Origin of the sequence: Daejeonella lutea (assembly GCF_900168015.1) — a bacterium.
In the GTDB taxonomy this organism is placed as follows: Bacteria; Bacteroidota; Bacteroidia; order Sphingobacteriales; family Sphingobacteriaceae; genus Daejeonella; species Daejeonella lutea.
Window position 1 is genome coordinate 1 of sequence record NZ_FUYR01000007.1, and the last position, 18,386, is coordinate 18,386.

General features: G+C 42.0%; 14 protein-coding genes. 9 read left to right on the forward strand and 5 right to left on the reverse strand.

Translation table 11 applies throughout. From position 1 onward, the window contains the following. Nucleotides 1-397: 397 nt before the first annotated feature. The 5 genes from B5X60_RS17460 to B5X60_RS17480 form a co-directional block, all read right to left on the reverse strand. Nucleotides 398-1,285: a hypothetical protein gene (locus B5X60_RS17460; protein WP_079704030.1), complete on the reverse strand. Its 888-nt coding sequence runs from the start codon at nt 1,283-1,285 to the stop codon at nt 398-400. Nucleotides 1,286-1,433: 148 nt separating this feature from the next. Then, a complete protein-coding gene (locus B5X60_RS17465) occupies nt 1,434-1,796 on the reverse strand; it encodes a hypothetical protein (RefSeq protein WP_079704031.1) in 363 nt (120 codons plus the stop codon). A gap of 5 nt (nt 1,797-1,801) precedes the next feature. Beyond that, entirely contained in the window at nt 1,802-1,951 is a 150-nt protein-coding gene (locus B5X60_RS18350) for a DUF5989 family protein (protein WP_170878492.1), read from the reverse strand. Between the two features lie 28 nt (nt 1,952-1,979). Continuing rightward, entirely contained in the window at nt 1,980-3,845 is a 1,866-nt protein-coding gene (locus B5X60_RS17475) for a carbamoyltransferase family protein (protein WP_079704033.1), read from the reverse strand. Between the two features lie 42 nt (nt 3,846-3,887). Beyond that, nucleotides 3,888-5,015 carry a GDSL-type esterase/lipase family protein gene (locus B5X60_RS17480; protein WP_079704034.1) on the reverse strand — a complete coding sequence of 376 codons (1,128 nt, stop codon included), beginning with the start codon at nt 5,013-5,015 and terminating at the stop codon, nt 3,888-3,890. 312 nt (nt 5,016-5,327) lie between these two features. Between B5X60_RS17480 and B5X60_RS17485 the strand changes: the two genes are divergently transcribed. The 9 genes from B5X60_RS17485 (at nt 5,328) to B5X60_RS17525 (ending at nt 18,322) form a co-directional block, all read left to right on the forward strand. After that, nucleotides 5,328-6,692 carry an O-antigen ligase family protein gene (locus B5X60_RS17485; RefSeq protein WP_079704035.1) on the forward strand — a complete coding sequence of 455 codons (1,365 nt, stop codon included), beginning with the start codon at nt 5,328-5,330 and terminating at the stop codon, nt 6,690-6,692. Between the two features lie 28 nt (nt 6,693-6,720). Next, nucleotides 6,721-7,848 carry a glycosyltransferase family 4 protein gene (locus B5X60_RS17490; RefSeq protein WP_079704036.1) on the forward strand — a complete coding sequence of 376 codons (1,128 nt, stop codon included), beginning with the start codon at nt 6,721-6,723 and terminating at the stop codon, nt 7,846-7,848. 63 nt (nt 7,849-7,911) lie between these two features. Further along, complete coding sequence (locus B5X60_RS17495) at nt 7,912-8,892, forward strand: GDP-mannose 4,6-dehydratase (protein WP_079704037.1); 981 nt, start codon at nt 7,912-7,914, stop codon at nt 8,890-8,892. A 434-nt stretch (nt 8,893-9,326) separates the two neighbouring features. After that, nucleotides 9,327-10,076: an acyltransferase gene (locus B5X60_RS17500; protein WP_079704038.1), complete on the forward strand. Its 750-nt coding sequence runs from the start codon at nt 9,327-9,329 to the stop codon at nt 10,074-10,076. 454 nt (nt 10,077-10,530) lie between these two features. Continuing rightward, nucleotides 10,531-12,438: an asparagine synthase (glutamine-hydrolyzing) gene (asnB, locus tag B5X60_RS17505; RefSeq protein ID WP_079704039.1), complete on the forward strand. Its 1,908-nt coding sequence runs from the start codon at nt 10,531-10,533 to the stop codon at nt 12,436-12,438. After that, nucleotides 12,435-13,583, forward strand: coding sequence for a glycosyltransferase family 4 protein (locus B5X60_RS17510; protein ID WP_170878493.1), 1,149 nt, complete (start codon nt 12,435-12,437; stop codon nt 13,581-13,583). The genes asnB and B5X60_RS17510 overlap by 4 nt, the downstream gene beginning before the upstream one ends. A gap of 512 nt (nt 13,584-14,095) precedes the next feature. Continuing rightward, nucleotides 14,096-15,220, forward strand: coding sequence for a DUF1972 domain-containing protein (locus tag B5X60_RS17515; protein ID WP_079704041.1), 1,125 nt, complete (start codon nt 14,096-14,098; stop codon nt 15,218-15,220). Further along, entirely contained in the window at nt 15,217-16,614 is a 1,398-nt protein-coding gene (locus B5X60_RS17520; protein ID WP_079704042.1) for an undecaprenyl-phosphate glucose phosphotransferase, read from the forward strand. The genes B5X60_RS17515 and B5X60_RS17520 overlap by 4 nt, the downstream gene beginning before the upstream one ends. Further along, nucleotides 16,604-18,322, forward strand: a complete 1,719-nt coding sequence (locus B5X60_RS17525; protein WP_079704043.1) for a capsule assembly Wzi family protein — start codon at nt 16,604-16,606, stop codon at nt 18,320-18,322. The genes B5X60_RS17520 and B5X60_RS17525 overlap by 11 nt, the downstream gene beginning before the upstream one ends. Nucleotides 18,323-18,386 lie beyond the last annotated feature (64 nt).

Sequence of the window (18,386 nt, forward strand, 5' to 3'; positions counted from 1 at the left end):
ACCCGACTTTTATTACGCGCTTGCCTAAAATATCATCATGTTGTGCAACGGTCACTTAGGTCAAAAAGTATGCAAAAACCCCACCGCTGCGCCTGGCGCTATTAAAGCTTCTGCTGTGGCTTAGACTGTGGGTACCGCACCAGCCAATGCGGATTGACGGTGAACGGAGATTCAGTGGTTTGGCCTAAGAAACGTACACATAGCTTAGCTGGTGTAGAGGGGCTGGCCTGCGGCCCGCAGCCAATGTTTAGCGAGCGCGTTAGGCGCACAGTGTCCCCCGCTGGCGGGGGTAGGGGGTGGATGAACACATATAATACGGTAGCGGGTAGCTGCCTTAGTTGTTATTCAAGTCCTGCAAGTCCGCAGATTTGATCGGAAAAAATGAAATTAAATTCGATTACCTCCTTTTAAACCTCAATAAAACCGGATGCAAAACCCTAAAAACCCTTCCGGGCAAAACCATTTTTAAAATAAGCACCCAACTATGCCTTTGATAAATAACCTGGAAATCCCTTGCTATAAAATTTTTAAAACCACGCTTGATAATTTCATGGTTAAATGGAATGTGTTCACATATAGCTTCAAGCTGGTTTAAAGGGTTAGCTACGGTTTTGTAATGCAGATTCTTAATTGCCTGGTAATTGTAGACACCAACGCCACCAAAGGCCGAGATTACGGGATAAAAGGATTTTTTTTTAAGATTTTTATTAATTGATTTAAACGTTCGGGCCTGTGAGTCCCGCGAATGGCTAAACTCTCCCTCATAAGGATATTCCCACACGGCAAATATGTCATAGTACACCCTGGATAAACCAAAAGGAGTTTGCTTTACACTTACACCATTAGAGAAAATAGCACCTGTTTTATCATCAAAATGATTAATAACATCCAGCAGGCCTTTTATAGATATATCAATTATGTCGATATCAATTATTATCACCAGGTCAATGGGGTGAACGATTTTGCTGATGTGCTCCAAATAAAAATTCCGGTAGCGCGCCATTTTCTCAATCCGCCCGAAACTAGTCCAGGGATCTACCTCGACATCTTTTTTATCCGGAATAGTTTTGGTCCCAAAATCATTAGAAATTATAGTAACGTCTTTGAAATTGGCCTGCCACTCCGCCAGTAAGCTTTTAGTTCCATCTACACTGTCGTTTTCCACCACAACAACTGCAGACCATGAAAAGTGAGTTCTTAGCTCCTCGATCAAAGGGATATTGTTCCTCAATGAATCTTCGCAATCTCTTGCAAGAGCTGCAATTACAATGTTTTTACTGATCATTAAGCTCTCCTATCCGATTTCCAGCCGCTAGCTATCGGCTTTGCGTTCTGTGCAAAACCCTGCGCTCTCTGTGGTTGACCTTCCGTCCAGCCGTCGGAAATCCATCAGACTTCTGACCTCTGACTTCCGACCTCAGTCCTCAGATCTCCTACCACACATTTTCCAAACTCTCCTTTGTATATGTGAAGTTTCGATCTTTAAAATAAGTTTGTGCACCTGGCTTAAGACGGATCCCGTTCTTTTTACCAAATGCTCGGGATAGAAATGAAAGCGGCAGCAATACCACCACGTAAACGACAGTAAGTAAAACCTTGCTCATAACATAGCCCATCACGTGAGCAAGTTTCATCCATGCCCAATGTATTTTACCTGCAAGAAATGGGATAAATAGTCCTGCAAATGCAAGAATTCCCGCTGCAAGCAGCAAGTAAGCATTCTGACTTAGCCAAAAAAATATACCCAGCGCAAAAACCAATACCAGGATGGTTTCTAAATGCTTTTCCCTGTTCATCTGCTTTAAAATAAAGTATAGATAAACGGTGCAATTGCTGAACCTCCGCCGAGTACAAGTAAAGCTCCAATCAATAACAGAACAACGATCAGTGGTGCTAGCCAAAATTTTTTCCTGGCTTTCATAAAGCCCCACATATCAGTAAGAAAATCCATAGTATTATTTTTAAAAGTGATTTTTGTTTTAATCGAGAGAGAACTCATTTCTCCAGTCATCTTTTTCCTTCCATTCAGGTTGATCCTTTTTATCGAAAATGAAATTACCTATAATAAGGTAATCCATATCAGTTCGCATAAAGCAGCGATATGAATCTTCCGGAGTATTAACGATGGGCTCTCCGCGAACATTAAAGCTCGTGTTAACCATAACCGAATAACCTGTTATTTTTTTAAATTCATTCAGCAGCTTCCAAAACCTTAGATTTGTTTCTCTATGAACGGTTTGTATTCGGGCTGAGTAATCTATGTGAGTGATTGATGGAATATCACTTCTTAGAAAATATAACTTATCAAGTAATTCCTTTGCGTCGAAATTAGCGGGATAAGGGATTCTCCGGCTCTCTTTAACCTTTTTTACGAGCAACATATAAGGCGAATTTCCCTCATGCTCAAAATATTCGCTGACATCCTCGATAGGTACTACCGGGGCAAACGGGCGGAAACCTTCTCGATATTTGATTTTCAGATTCAGTTTTTTTTGCATTTCGGGATTTCGTGCGTCGGCAATAATGCTTCGTGCTCCCAGGGCTCTGGGACCGAATTCCATTCTCCCCTGGTGCCAGCCTATTATGTTACCATCAGCAATCAATGCGGCAGCCTTTTCCACAAGAGCATCTTCTGTATCAAATTGCTTGTATGGTGCACGGTATTTTTTTGCGACTGAAAGAATCTCCATATCAGAATGCTCAGTCCCCAGATAGGAACCCTTTAAAGCGTCAAGCTTAGCAGGATCAACCTTTCTTTCATTGCCATAATAAATATAATGGGCAGCGTATGCTGCTCCTAAAGCTCCTCCAGCATCTCCGGCTGCAGGTGTGATAAAGATCTCTTTGAAAATTTTTGCATCATCCAGCTTCCCATTCGCCACACAATTAAGTGCTACGCCACCCGCCATACACAGGTAATCAGCATTTGTTAGCTTTTTTGCTTCCTTACCAAGGTTAAGCACAACTTCTTCGGTTACTTGCTGGATTGCCAATGCAAGATCGCAATGATTTTGTTCAAGCAAAGATTCTGAATCGCGACGCGGAAATCCGAACAGTTGTTCCCATTTGTCATCATACACCATTCTTAACCCTGTCGCATAATTGAAATAATCCTGATTAAGGAAGATCGAACCATCTGCTTTTACTTCAACAAGATTGTTCTTGATAATATTTACAAAACGCTCTACCTGTTGAGAATTAGGATTACCGTAAGGTGCAAGGCCCATTAGCTTATACTCTCCGGAATTAACTTTAAAACCGCAGAAATATGTGACCGCAGAGTAAAGCAATCCCAGGGAATGAGGGAAGTCGAGCTCCTTTAAAATAGTGATCTTATTACCTTCTCCAAGACAAATCGACGCCGTGGCCCATTCACCTACACCGTCTATCGTCAGGATAGCGGCCCGATCGTATGATGATGGATAGAAAGCACTTGCAGCATGGGATAAATGATGCTCAGGAAACAGAAGTTTTACCTTCTTTCTGTCAACTTTCTCAATGGTATCCAATGCTTCCCATATCAGTGTTTTCAGAAATAACTTTTCTTTTAGCCACACCGGCATCGACATCATGAATGATTTCAATCCTTTCGGCGCATATGCATAATAAGTTTCTAATAAGCGTTCGAACTTCAATAAAGGCTTATCGTAAAAGACTACTGCATCTACTTCATTAATTGAACGACCAGCATATTCAAGACAAAAACGGGCGGCATTTACTGGAAAGTCAGGATCATGTTTTTTACGGGTAAAACGCTCTTCCTGTGCGGCTGCAATTACTTCTCCATCCTCTATAATAGCAGCTGCAGAGTCGTGATAAAATGCGGATATACCAAGTATTAACATTATGCGGTTTTATAGATTAATATTTCAGAAACAAAGAGACAATTAATTTACCGCTTGTTGATCTGATAAAATGTATTCACTGATCTTTTGCCCCATCATCTTATGGGTTTCTGCTGAAATGTGTCTGTGCCCACTTTTAACATGAATTAACGATAGCTTGCTGTAATCACTGATCATATTATCATAGTTAAACAATGTGTCGCAATTGTTTTTTACATCAGACACCATATTTTTTGAGATGGAGGATTTGGCTGGTGCATCTGGATCCAACTGGGGGATATCAATAATAATTAATTTAATTCCCTGTGCTTTACAATAAGTATAGAACCGGCTTATCAATTTTTTCATCAGCTCTTCAGAATATTTGGTATTGGCATTAGATGCAATAGCCAGTTCAGTGTCCTTACCCGCAGCAGCCTTTTGATTCTGTTTTTTATAAAAGTCCCACACGGTATTAAACGCAAAGCCATAGAGATACGATTTTTCTCCTAACCATCTGAATATACCATATTTATAGAGCTTATTCTGAATACTCACGCCCGGAATATATTCATGATTTTTAACCAGTAAAGAATCACCCCTGAGTTCAAACAGATCAGATCTCATATTATCTTCAAAATCATTTCCGAAAAGAGCTACCACTACATAGTCTGGTTTATATTTATACCCTTCATTTTCCAAAAAGACTAATTCTTCGGCCGTGCTGAATCCTGAAACACCAGCATTGATAACTGTGCCTTTCAAACCATTCTTATTCAACATCTTTTCTGCAACACTTGAAAAAGTTTCATTCTGGTTTACTTCATAGCCTTGCGTATGCGAATCACCCAACGCGATAACCCGGATCTCTCCCGGCTCCTTTTTGTAATCAATATTTTTATCGTTTCTAAATCCTTTATTGTTGGTTTTAAAATGGAAAGTGCCATCATAGCTTGTATGGGTGAAAGTCATCTCAGGTCTTACCCGTCTGATCTTAAAGTCTCCATATACAGCATCCGTATGATATCGCGGGAACAATACCATCTCCTTTTTATACAACAGCCTGATAATTCCCTCCCCAATCAACAAACCTATAATTATAGATATACTAAACATCAAAAGGCCTCCAAAAAAAGACTTTAACCTATTTTCTTTGCCAGATTCTGATTGTGAGGGCTTTTGTTTTTGCATACTGTTTTCTCGTCACCAAAAAAGCCGCAACGCTAAATCATTGAATTCCAGATTATAATTAGTCTGAAAAACAATATTTATTTGTTGGAACTTAACCTTTTTTCAAATTTTAAAAATAGATAAATTATTGTGTATTCTTTTAATAGCGCAGCTTATCTAATCAGCAAATTTATCTCAAGAATCAATTAAACTACGCATTGCGGAAGTCTTGATTCTTGGTTCTTTGTTCTTAGTTCAATTTTGAGTAGCCAAATATTTCCCTCAGCCTGATGATTTAATGTACTTTTATGCCGGAATTAGTTCCAATCTCACATGTTTGTATTTCCGCTTATTTATTTTTCTGCTTTTCTAAAAGCGATAAAGGATATTTTTAACAAGAATCCTCAGGGCGGGATGTTATTTATCATCTTCGGACTGCCCATTTACATTACCACACTTTCAATTCTTAATCAAACAGGGTATAAATCACTCGTTTCTGTATTTCAGCCTTTCAAGGAAATAATAATCATCGCCATGCTGGCCACTGTACTATGGGGCTTAAAAGAAAGGATCCGATTCCACGTCATCGATTATTGCATAGCAGGATACCTCTTGTATACAGCCTTATATATTTTTATCCCCCTGGGAGATTTCGGCTTCATGGAACGGATATTAGCTTATAAAAACACGTCATTTTTTCCATTAATCTATTTTGCAGGGCGACTGATAGATCCCCGAACTTTACAGATAAGAAAGTATTTCCACTTTATTCTCATACTTGCAATTTCCGCAGCATTACTGGTTATTTACGAGGCCGCATCCGATCAGCACTTTCAATCCTCAACCGGATATTCTGAATATGTTTCTATTTTCGGGCAGGAGCCAGAGGGAGATTATGGTTTGACATGGACTTTTCAACGAGACTCGGATGGGCTCAAGCGATTTGCCAGTTTTTTCTCTGATCCGCTGGAACATGCCTCAGCTACATTACTTTCCATTTGTGTTATCGCCGCTTTGTTTACCAATAAAAATAATGCTTTTAATCCAAGCAGGCTTGGCACAATAGCCTTAGCAGCATCTTGTATTTCTTTATTTTTTACCCTTTCCAGGTCATCAACTGTCAGTTATTTTGGGATCATTTATGTTTATGCCTTAATAACTCATAAAAAGTATATTCTACATACCGCCCATGCACTTATTGCATTGGGCTTTATCTACATTGGTATTCTCCTGGAAAATACAGATCTGTACGAGTATATATTAACAACAGTGACGCTACAGGAAGCGTCGGCAATGGGACACTTAATCGCATGGATTGAAGGTCTCACAGCAATTGCAAGCAACCCTTTGGGGCTCGGGCTCGGCATGTCTGGACGAGTAGCAACTGCGCAGGGGTCTACAATTGGGGGAGAAAACCAGTTTATTGTTCTTGGTGTACAGGTGGGTGTTGTCGCTGTCCTGCTTTACATCTTCATTCATTTCGCAGTAATTGCTTACGCCTACAAATGGTTCCGGCACCTTGAGGGCAAAGAAAGGATGGTAGCTTTATGCATATTCCTGCTGAAGGTCGGCATTACCCTGCCTCTTTTTACCGCCAGCTTGGATTCTTTTTCATATTTAACTTATATGAATTGGTTCCTGTCAGGAATTTTTGTTAACATGATCATGAGAAAGGAGAGGGTATATTTTAAGAATTAAATTATGTTTGCACTTTTTACCGATACTAATGCCTGAGAAAATAATTGTTGGAGTTGATATCCGCGATTTGAGAATTGCGAAAACAGGTGGGAAGACATACCTTGAAGAAATTAGCAAGCAATTCAAAACAAAGAATTATGACTGTAAATTTATATTTTTCGATACCACGATTCCTGTATACACCGGAAAATATAAGTTCTTCAAGCTCATCGAACATATTCGATTCTTTACCTGGAAGCAGGTAATTTTACCAATTAAAGCCTGGATCAATAAGTGTGATATCCTTTTTTGCTCTGATTATTTTTCGCCATATTTTTCCCCTGGCTTTAAAACGGTTGTGGTATTTTATGATTCCTTTTTTTATGAATATCCCTCCCATTACAATTCACAATGGTTACGGATTTTCAAAACATTGGGCGTCGGAGCTGCAAGGCGGGCAGAAAAAGTCATTACAATTACTGAATACACGAAAAAGCGGATCGCTCATTTTACCGGAATTAACCCGGAGAAAATCATAGCAATACACCTTGCTCCTAAGGGTATGGCAATAGCCGAACCCGACCCGTCCTACACACCCTCCCTCCATATTCCATCCTCAAAATTTATCCTGCATGTAGGCACCCTTGAAAAGCGGAAAAATCTTGTCAGACTGATCGAGGCCCTAAAGCTTTTGCATAACGAGGGATACACTGATTACTCATTAGTTCTTGTAGGCCAACCCAGTCCAAAAAATGATATGGATGGCAGTGCTGAAATTAACGAAGCAATCATTAAACATGGACTCCAGGATAGCGTCCTTCTTTCAGGTTATGCAAGTGATAACGACCTCGGATATTTTTATAAGAATGCAGAAATGTACGCTTTTCCTTCAATTAATGAGGGTTTTGGTCTTCCGTTATTAGAGGCATTTCATCATAAAATTCCAGTTATAGTCGCCGATAATACGTGCCTGCCGGAAGTAGGTGGTGAAGCGATCTTGTGCTTTGACCCCTTCGACACTAAGGATATCGCTAATAAAATGAAAATGATTATTAATAATCCTGCATTGCACGAAGATCTTGTGAGACGTGGCATTGAACGGTTGGAATCCTTTTCATGGAGCAGCAATGCCGACCAGTTAGTGAAAATTTTTAAAGGCATAGTCAATAAAAATTAGCATTTTCGTAAACTTTACCTGTTTTGGCGTGTTTATGCCTAATAAAACATTAAAACGATTAGTTTGAAGAAAGCTTTAATTTGTGGAGTTTCCGGCCAGGACGGTTCATATCTTGCCAAATTTCTCTTAGAACAAGGATACCGTGTTTATGGCGCTTCGCGGGATGCACAAACTTCATCCTTTATTAATTTAAGGAAGCTTGATATTAAAGATGAGTTAAACCTCATCTCCCTTAATATAACCGACTTCGGTAATACTCTTGAATGTATAAATAAGATCAAGCCTGATGAGATCTACAATCTTGCAGGCCAGAGTTCTGTAAGGCTTTCTTTTGAACAGCCCCATGAAACGCATGAAAGCGTTAGCACCGGAAACCTCAATCTTCTTGAAGCCATACGATTCAGTAACTTACCCATTAAGCTTTACAATGCCGGGTCAAGTGAATGTTTTGGTGACACGATCATACCTGCAGATGAAAGTACGATCTTTCATCCCCGAAGTCCTTACGCTATTGCAAAAGCGACAGCTTTCTGGCAATTAGATAATTATCGCGAAGCATATAACCTGTATGCCTGTACGGGGATTCTATTTAATCATGAATCACCACTACGGCCGGATCACTTTGTCACAAAGAAGATCATCACAGCAGCTTGCAGGATCAGTCAGAATAAATCCCGGAATCTAAGTCTTGGGAATATCAATATTGAACGCGACTGGGGCTGGGCTCCTGACTACGTGGAAGCCATGTGGCTGATGATGCAGCAGGATCAGCCGAAAGACTATATCATCGCTACCGGGCAAAGTCATACGCTGAAAGAATTTATCACCATCGCTTTTAACACGTTAAATCTGCACTGGGAAGAACACGTGGAGATCGACGAAGTCTTACGCCGCCCTACGGATCTCCAGATCGGCCGGGCGAATCCTGCTAAAGCAAATGAGGAGCTTAACTGGAAAGCAAAATTTGGTTTGAATGATATCATTGAGAATATGATTGAAGATGAGCTGGTTTCTTCGTTTAAATCGCCTACTTCGTATTTATAATCAAAGGTTGAGCGCTTCGCGCTTAGCTGCCGGCATATTTTAAACGCAAGAACGCAAAGTTTTCGACCTTCTTACTGTGGCTGCTTCGCATCCATTGTCTTGGCGACAGTTTTTACCACTGAGAGCACGGAGAAAAGGCACAGAGAGCACAGAGAAAAATGGCTATACTTTTTATTACCGGTGAAATACCTCTATTCTGAGTGTAAGCCTTCGTCTACTCCGTGGTAAAACCCAAAAATTCTCGGCCTCTGCATGCACTCTGCGAACTTGGCGTTAAAGCTTAGAGCGAAGCGAAATCATCAAACGCAAAGCCAGACTCCGACAATAACGTTCATATCTGCACCTCTGTGCTCTCCGTGTAAAACTCTGTGCCCTCAGTGGTAAAACCTACAGCCAGCCTTTCAAAAAAATATTCATAGTTTTGCCAACATTCTATGAGATCGGAAACATCTTTCCTGCACAGCTATAAGTTTATCCTCAACCGTTTCCCGGCCGAATGGAAGACCCGGGATATATTAACCACCTTCTTTCGCCTCTCTTCTTTTTACATCCGCGGGATGTGGGAACGCTTATTCTTTAAAAGCTCCAGCGGCTGGGTTCTGGTCGGTAAAGGTGCGTCTATTCGTTATGCACGGCACCTGAGTACGGGCCGCGATTTTATTGTTGAGGATTATGCCGAAGTCAATTGCATGACGTACAGGGGTATTGTTGTGGGCGACCGGGTTACTATAGGCAAACACGCTATTATCAGGCCTACAAATATTTACGGTTCAGCAATTGGCGAGGGACTAAAAATTGGGAACAACTCCAGCATCGGCCCTTACTCGTATATTGGATGTTCTGGATTTATAGAAATCGGCGACAACGTGATGATGTCACCAAGAGTGAGCATATATGCCGAGAATCATTTATTTGACGACCCTAACCTTACAATAAAAGAACAAGGGGTTAAGCGTGAATTTGTTAAAATTGAAGACGACTGCTGGATTGCGGCAAATACAATTATACTCGCTGGGGTAACAATAGGCAAAGGATCAGTGATAGCGGCCGGAAGCGTGGTTACCAAGGACGTTCCACCTTATAGTATTGTGGGTGGGGTGCCGGCGAAGGTTATTAAAAATAGGAAAGCGGTTGACGGTGGACGGTGGACGGTTGAGAGTGGAGAGTTAAGAGTTGAGAGTTGACGGGTGAAAGAGGAAGGTTGAGACGGTTTCACCGGCCGATGCTGCCTGTACCTGCAACTGTATTCGCTTGAGGTTCCTCGCTCCGCTCGGAATGACGGGTCATTTTTTTAATAGAAGGGAGAAGAAGCGGGCTTCTTCTCCCTTCTATCTTCTCCCAAAAGCGTTCGCCGTCATTCCGAGCGAAGGGAGGAACCTAAAAATGGGTTCAAATTGTCTTTAAGAAATAACGCGTCCTCCGATTGGACAGCGCAATTACCTCGTGATCATCCCGGGGTTGCCAAACATTTTATATAACAGAAAAGTCAATGGGTACAAGAAACGAGACATCAAAAACCATAGTGGAAACTCCACAACACCCGGGCCCAGGTCTTTGCTCTTTGCTCTTTGTTCTTTATTCTCCTATTTTCGCCTCGTTCTCAACAATCCATAATATTTCACCCTCCACCTCCCTCCCATGTGCGGTATAATCGGTGTCATTTCTAAAAAGGATATTCCTGATTTCAACGCAGAATATTTTGAGCCCCTGAACCGCGCTTTGGATTATATGGAATACAGAGGGCCTGATAACAAGGGACTTTGGAGCGATGAAGGGATATGCCTCGGCCACCGCCGCCTTTCAATAATTGACCTGTCGGATGATGGTAATCAACCATTCCACTATAAAGATGACAGGTACATCATCGTTTTTAACGGCGAGATCTATAATTACCAGGAGCTAAGAGATGATCTCGCCAAACTTGGCCACCACTTCAGCACGGAATCAGATACCGAAGTCATTCTCGCTGCCTTTATTCAATATGGGGAAGATTTTTGCAATAAATTTCGCGGGATGTTCGCTCTGGTCATCTTCGATCGACAGGAGAAGCGGGTTGTATTTACAAGAGACCGCCTGGGAAAGAAACCCCTTTTCATTTTTGAAGATGAAAACGTGATCATCTTTTCTTCAGAGATCAAGTTCTTCCATGCTTTTAATATCCCACTTGAGATAAATCCAGACAGTGTTCTTAACTTTCTATCATTACAATACATCCCCGGACCGGCTACGATCTACAAGAATATCCGGCAGCTTAAGCCCGCTGAGCTGCTGATCTATGACCGGCATAACAATAAAACTTCTGCATCTTCCTATTGGAACATGTTTGATTATGTTGGTAAAAGCCAGGCAATGCCTGAAATCGCGGAAATTGATGCTCTGCTTGAAGAGAGTGTCAAATACCGCCTCGTGGCAAATGTCGATATTGGGCTCCTCCTGAGCGGCGGTATAGATTCTTCCTTGCTTGCCACCTATATGCATCAGCTCGCAGGGAATAAGGTCAAGGCTTTTAACGTCGGATTTTCTGATAAATCCCTCGATGAGTCTGATTATGCAAAACAGGTTGCCAGTTCAATGGGGCTCGACCTAATCACGCTCAATGTGGAGGATATAAGCCCGGATAATTTCATTGAATCAATCTATCATGGGGATCAGCCACTCGGCGACTCAGCGATCATCCCTACCTACCTAATCGCTAAATCGATAAAGGAACATGTAAAGGTTGTGCTCTCCGGGGAGGGCGCCGACGAACTTTTCCATGGTTATGATCACTATAATTACGAAAAATACTATTACGGCTTGGGTAAGATTTCTTTCGATAGTGCAGCATCACTGCTTCAAATCATATCCGCTTCAGGCATAAACAAACTGGAAAAAGTAAAGAATAAATTAAAGAGTATAAAATCATTTAAGAAGGATACCGGTGTGTCCCGATGGACTTCCATTTTGAGTCCGGAACTTACTAAGGGATTTATCGGTACAAATCAGCGTCTCAGTGATTCGTATGAGCACCAATTCCACAGCTTTCTGCAGGATTTTCAAAAAAGTGCAGGAAAATTAGAATCCAGCCTGATGCTTGACCTGCTAACCTGGCTGCCCGACGACCTGCTGGTGAAAACGGATAGAATGATGATGGCTTGCAGTGTTGAAGCCCGAACTCCCTTTCTTGATCACAAGCTGGTTGAGCGAGTTCTCGCCTCGTCAGGGGATTTCAAACAGAGCCTGTTTCAGTCGAAAAACTATCTACGACAGCTGCTAAAACAGAGGCTTCCGGCCTCCGTAGCGGACATGATTTCAAAACGCCCAAAACAGGGCTTTGAGACTCCAAAAGTAAAATGGTTAAATGCGAACCTATCAGATATATCTTCGCTGTTGTTTTCTGAGGAAAATCTCAGGGCGAACCCCTACCTCAATAATAATAGGGTGTCTGAATTATGGAATGACTTTAAAAAACAGAAGGCCGGCATAAATAACCGCTTAATTTGGAATATATTCTGTTTCCTGGAATGGTACCGGCAGCACGAAAACAAATTTGGGTTGAAAGGATGAGTAAACGAGTATTATTAATTGGACATAGCGGCGATATGTACGGTGCGAGCCGTTCACTTGCAAAGCTAGCCCGCATTTTGGATAAGGAGCACCATGTTTTTGTCATGCTTCCTGAACGCGGGCCTTTGTATGATGTTTTAGCATCCATTATTCCCGCCAACCGGATCATCCTGTATCCCGAGCTGTATATTTTTACCCGGAAATCTTTCAAATTAAAATTCATACCTGGTACGGGTGTTAAATTTGTGAAGAATGTTGTGGCGATCAGGAATATGATTCGCAAGCATCGAATCGATATTGTTCATACAAATTCAGGAGTTGTGCCCGCACCAGCTCTGGCAGCGAAGCTGGCCGGAATAAAACATCTCTGGCATATCCGGGAATGGTTTGGCGATTTTAAAAAATTCTGGCCTCAGTATTCGGCTTATATGATAAGCCTTTCCGATAAGATCATCTGTGTTTCGGAAACGATGGCATCCCAGTTTAATAACACTGGAAAAATACTTAGCATTTACAACGGCTTTCCCATGCCGGAGATCACAACAAAACCGGAGATAAGTCCCGAACTGCAAAATTCGCTGAATGATGCTGATCTTATCCTGGGCTGCACGTCCCGTATCAGGCTCATCCGGAAAGGCCAGGAATTCCTTATCGAAGCCATAGGAATGCTGGCTAAAAAGACCGGAAAGAAAATAGACCTGGTATTAATAGGCGACTATGTTCCGGGGTATGAATTTGAACAGAGGATCATAACAAACCTTATCCAAAAGCATGATCTTGAAAAACATATTCATTTCTTAGGTCATTTAAAAGATCCACTCCCATATTATTCCTTATTTGACGTCTTTGTGCTTCCATCGGGGGAACCGGAGCCATTTGGCGGGGTGGTTATGGAAGCTATGAGCATGGGTCTGCCAATCATCGGCTCCAATTTAGGGGGTACCACGGAGCAGGTAAAAGATGGATGGAATGGGTATCTCTTTGAGAATAGAAATCCGGATGATCTGGCTAATAAAATCGAATTATTCCTTATGGATAAAGAAAAACTTAAGGTTTTTGGAGAAAGGTCAAAAGAGAGGGTGGTTGAAATGTTTAGTTTAGGTTTGCATGAGAGGAGGATACTTGAGCTGTATAATTCACTATAGTACATGCCAGACGCATATTTAAACCTGCCTGCCGGCAGGCAGGCGCAAAGAACGTAAGGATTCACTCCGAGTACGCAGAGAATTTTTGAACACGGAGAACACAGAGATTTTTCACAGAGGGCACAAAGAATAAAACCATACGACTCAGAACCTGCCTACTGGCGGGCAGGCAGGGTAAACCGAGCAAAGCGTTTATCAATTCTCTCCGTGCTCTTCGTGTCTTCTCAGTGCTCTTGGTGGTAAATTCACACAGCGTTTAGAAAATTCTGCGCTCTTTGCGTCTACTCTGCGGTCTCTGCGGTAAAAAATATTTCACTATACCGGCGCGAAGCGCCCTTCACTTCCATAACACAATTTATTTCGGTACTTTTACCCCCATCAAAATCAGTGTCATCCGATAGCTAGCAGATCCTCATCAATGATACCAGTTATGACCTTCACAATCTCAGTTCTTAATTGCACGTTTCGGTCGTTGTACACTTTCCCCAACAACAAACACTTCTAATTTTCAAATGAAAGTATCCATTATCGGTACCAGAGGATATCCTTATGTTTATGGTGGTTTTGAAACTTTTGTTAAGGAATTAAGTGAACGGCTTGTAAAACAAAATGTGGAGGTTCATATATACTGCCAGCGGGATCTTTTTAAAGAAAAACCGGAGCAGGTCAATGGAATCCATCTCCATTATATCCCCACTGTTCAAACTAAGTCCTTAAATCAGCTAATCCATTCTTTTCTATCGATAGTTCATGCAAGCTGTAGCACTGGAGATGTTATTCTCGTAGTGAATTTAGCGGCGGGTCCGATGGGCTGGATACCAAAGATCACCGGGAAGAAAACAATAATGAATGTGGATGGCCTCGAATGGCTTAGGCCCAAATGGAAAGGCCTGGGTGCCTGGTATTTCAAGTTTGCTGCTCGCCTTGCAACCAAACTATATGATGTGATTGTGACTGACGCAAACGCAATGCGGGAGGTGTATTTAAACGAGTTTAGCACTGATTCGACGGTTATCGCTTACGGTGCGCCAGAATTTAAAAAGGCAGATCAATCACTGCTGTCACTATTTAATCTGTACCCCAATGACTATTACCTCATTGTTGGGAGATTGATCCCTGATAATAATGCAGATCTGATCGTCAAGGCTTTCGCCCGGGCGAACTCAGCAAAAAAACTGGTCATTGTTGGAGATGTACCTTATCGGGACAAATATGCCGAGGACCTCAAGAAATACGAGACCGACAATATCCGTTTTGTTGGATATGTGAAAGACAGTAATGAGCTGATGGCGTTATACCAGAATTGCTTCGTGTATGTGCATGGCCATAAATATGGAGGGACAAACCCGGCAATGCTAAAAGCCATGTCTAATAATTGTGCTATACTTGCACTGGATACTGTTTTTAACCGTGAAATGCTTAACAATGGTGAATTTGGCGTGTTCTTTGAGGAAAGCGAGCAATCTGTAATAAATGCGATGGCCTTAATTGAATCGGAACCAATACGCGTACAATCATTGCAGAATAAAGTCGCTGAAGGCTTAACTGATAAATATAACTGGGATGCGGTTACGCAATTGTACAGGCAGCTGATGGAAGATCTTTCCAATAACAAAGAGAAAAGCAATTCTCTATGACGAGACCTTACTTTTTATACAATAGCTTAAGATACCTGATCGATACGCCGCTGCTGATCATTGCGTTTTTGCTGGCTGATCACTTTTCGTACACCCAGATTGCAGATGGTTCAAATCCATTTCTATTTCCACTGATATCCATTATTTCCTGGTATATAGCCGCCCAGGTTTCCCGTCTTTACACTGATTTAAGGTCCAATAAATTTGCCGAAGAGATCATTTACATAATAGTAACCATTATCCTTTTTGCAATATTGCTTACCTCATTTCTCTTCTTTTTCAGGAATAATATTAATCTGAATAATTATTTTCTTGCCATATACTTTCCATCATTATTTTTATTGATTGTTCCCTTCAAGTATATCCTCAGGAAATACCTGCATGCTGTTTTTTACAGTGGAAAGCTGCAGGAACAGATTGTACTTGTCGGATCAACCCCGGCCGCTAAAGATTTTTACGACACCATAACTCTTCATACGTATTACGGTTATAAATGCATCGGCTTTTTAGATGACGACAAGACCAAAATGAATGGCTGTCCCTACTTAGGAAAAATCGAGGATCTGAATTCCATCCTGGAGAATAATGAAGTGGCGGAAGTGATCATTGCGCTCCCCAATTCAAAACATCAGCAGATAAGTGCAACGATCGAGATCTGCGACTTTCATGCCACCCGGCTCAGAATGATTCCCGACCTTTACCTGTATGCAGCCAGTAATATCAGCATCAACACAATCGGCCTGCTACCGGTAATAAATTTACGCTCACTTCCCCAAGACCGCTGGACCAATAAATTACTAAAAAAAGCATTTGACGTTAGCTTCGCTTTATCATTTTTCATCCTGATTGGCTGGTGGTTCATGCCGCTGATAGCCTTAATGATAAAATTGACATCAAGAGGGCCTGTATTCTTTAAACAGGAGCGTTGGGGACTGAATAATAAAAAAATAATCTGTTATAAGTTCCGAACTATGTACCACGGCAGTTCAGAAACAGATGAGAAGGGCGGCTTTTTACAGGCCACAAAAAACGACAGCCGGGTAACGCCTATAGGTAGATTCCTGAGGGAGTGGAACATCGATGAATTTCCCCAGTTTTGGAATGTTCTATTGGGCAATATGTCGGTAGTAGGCCCAAGACCACATGTAACACCACTGAATATCTCATCCATCCAGCATGTAGATCGATACATGCTCCGACACCTTGTTAAGCCGGGAATCACAGGCTGGGCACAAGTCAATGGTGCCAGGGGTGAAACTTCTGCTCCTGGTGCGATGCAGCGACGCGTTAATTACGACCTTTACTACATTCACAGCTGGACATTTTGGATGGATTGCCAGATTGTACTTCAAACCGTTATCAATACCATCAAAGGAGATCAGGATGCATATTAAGAAGAAATTCAGCTATCAGCTATCAGCTATCAGCTATCAGCCCTCAGCCTTCAAGTTTGTGTTTTCAGCATTCCTGTTTCAGCTCTTGACTATTAGCATTATCCTTTTAGAAACAAAAAGCTCGACGGCCCAAATAGTTTGGGAAGACCCTAAAAATTCTATTCATCAGTTTTTATCCAGACAGGCCCAGAAAGGTAATATTGAGATTACGGATTTCATACTTCCGTTAAGCCGAAAGGAAATTGCTGCAGATCTAGCTATCCTGAAGGATTCAGTGCACAAATTGTCTGCAACTGAACAAAAAGAGCTGGACTTCTACCTGCGGGAATATTCAGAATTCAGCGGGCGGCCAGATGACACCACAACTTTCTTAAAAAAGGACCCGGCCGGCCGATGGAGGTTCCTCTCTGTCGATACCCGGGATTTCCTGGTGCGAGGTGATCCTGTAATAAGCCTCGAAACTATCCAGGGCAGAGAAAAAAGCATTATAAAGAATGCTGCAGGTATCCGCTTCTGGGGCCATGTCGGGAAAAGATTCGCGTTCCAGGCATACTTTGCAGACATCACCGAAACAGGTAAAGGGATAGACACGGTTAAACAGTTTACAAACGAAACCGGTATCGTACGGACTGCCAATGTAAATCCAGATGCCAAAACTTTGAATTATACAGAGCTACGGGGAAACCTTGCTTATAACTGGAATAATGGTTCTGTCAGTTTTGGAAACGACCAATTGCTTTACGGTTATGGCGAGAACGGCCGGATCATCTCCTCCGATAAAGCGCCAGCCTACCCTTTCCTGCGCCTTGATTACCAACCCTTGAAATGGTTCCGCTTTCACTATGCTCATTCATGGCTGCAATCAGGTATCGTAGATTCAAATAAAAGCTACCCAAAAGGAAATACGATCTATGGTGATGAACGGGAAATTTACCGACCCAAATTTATGGCTACCCATAGCTTTAACTTCTTTCCATTAAAAGGCCTCGCTTTGAGTATCGGCGAATCAATGGTGTATAGCGACCGCCTGGATGTAGGATATCTCATACCTGTAATGTTCTTCAAAGCATACGACCAATATGCCAGCAGGTATAAGATCAACTCCGGATCTAACGGACAATTTTTCTTACACGCGAGCTCCCGGAATCACATTCAGCGAACGCATTTATATGGCGGCCTTTTCATCGATGAAATCCGTCTCTCAGAAGTTTTTAATAAGGCTAAAAGCAGGAATCAAATAGGATTTAACCTGGGTGCTTCGGTCACGGATGTGCTTATTCCCTATTTAACACTGGGCATTGAATACACCCGGATCAATCCATTCGTTTACCAGAATTTAATTCCTGCCCAGACATACAGCCATCAAAATTATACTCTGGGAGACTGGATCGGGCAAAATGCTGACCGGACGACGGCCTGGGTGAAATATAATCCTATGCCGCGCTTAACGACCAGCATCCAGCTCAACTACACCCGCAAAGGCGAAGACGGCAGCCTGGAAAACCAATATTATGCCGAACCGCAGCCCAAATTTCTTGCGGGCAATGTGACTACTCAGAAGCAAATGCTTATCGAGGTTAAATACGAGATCATCAACCAGCTGCGGGTCAGAGGATCATACCTCAAACAGGCCGGGATAATCCGGCCGGCAATGCAGCCGAAAGCGGTAGCGAATGAGATTAGGTTGGGAATTTCGTATGGGTTTTAGACGCCCAATCTCCCCCGCTGGCGGGGGTAGGGGGTGGAATACGTTTAAACTGACAAACAATCAC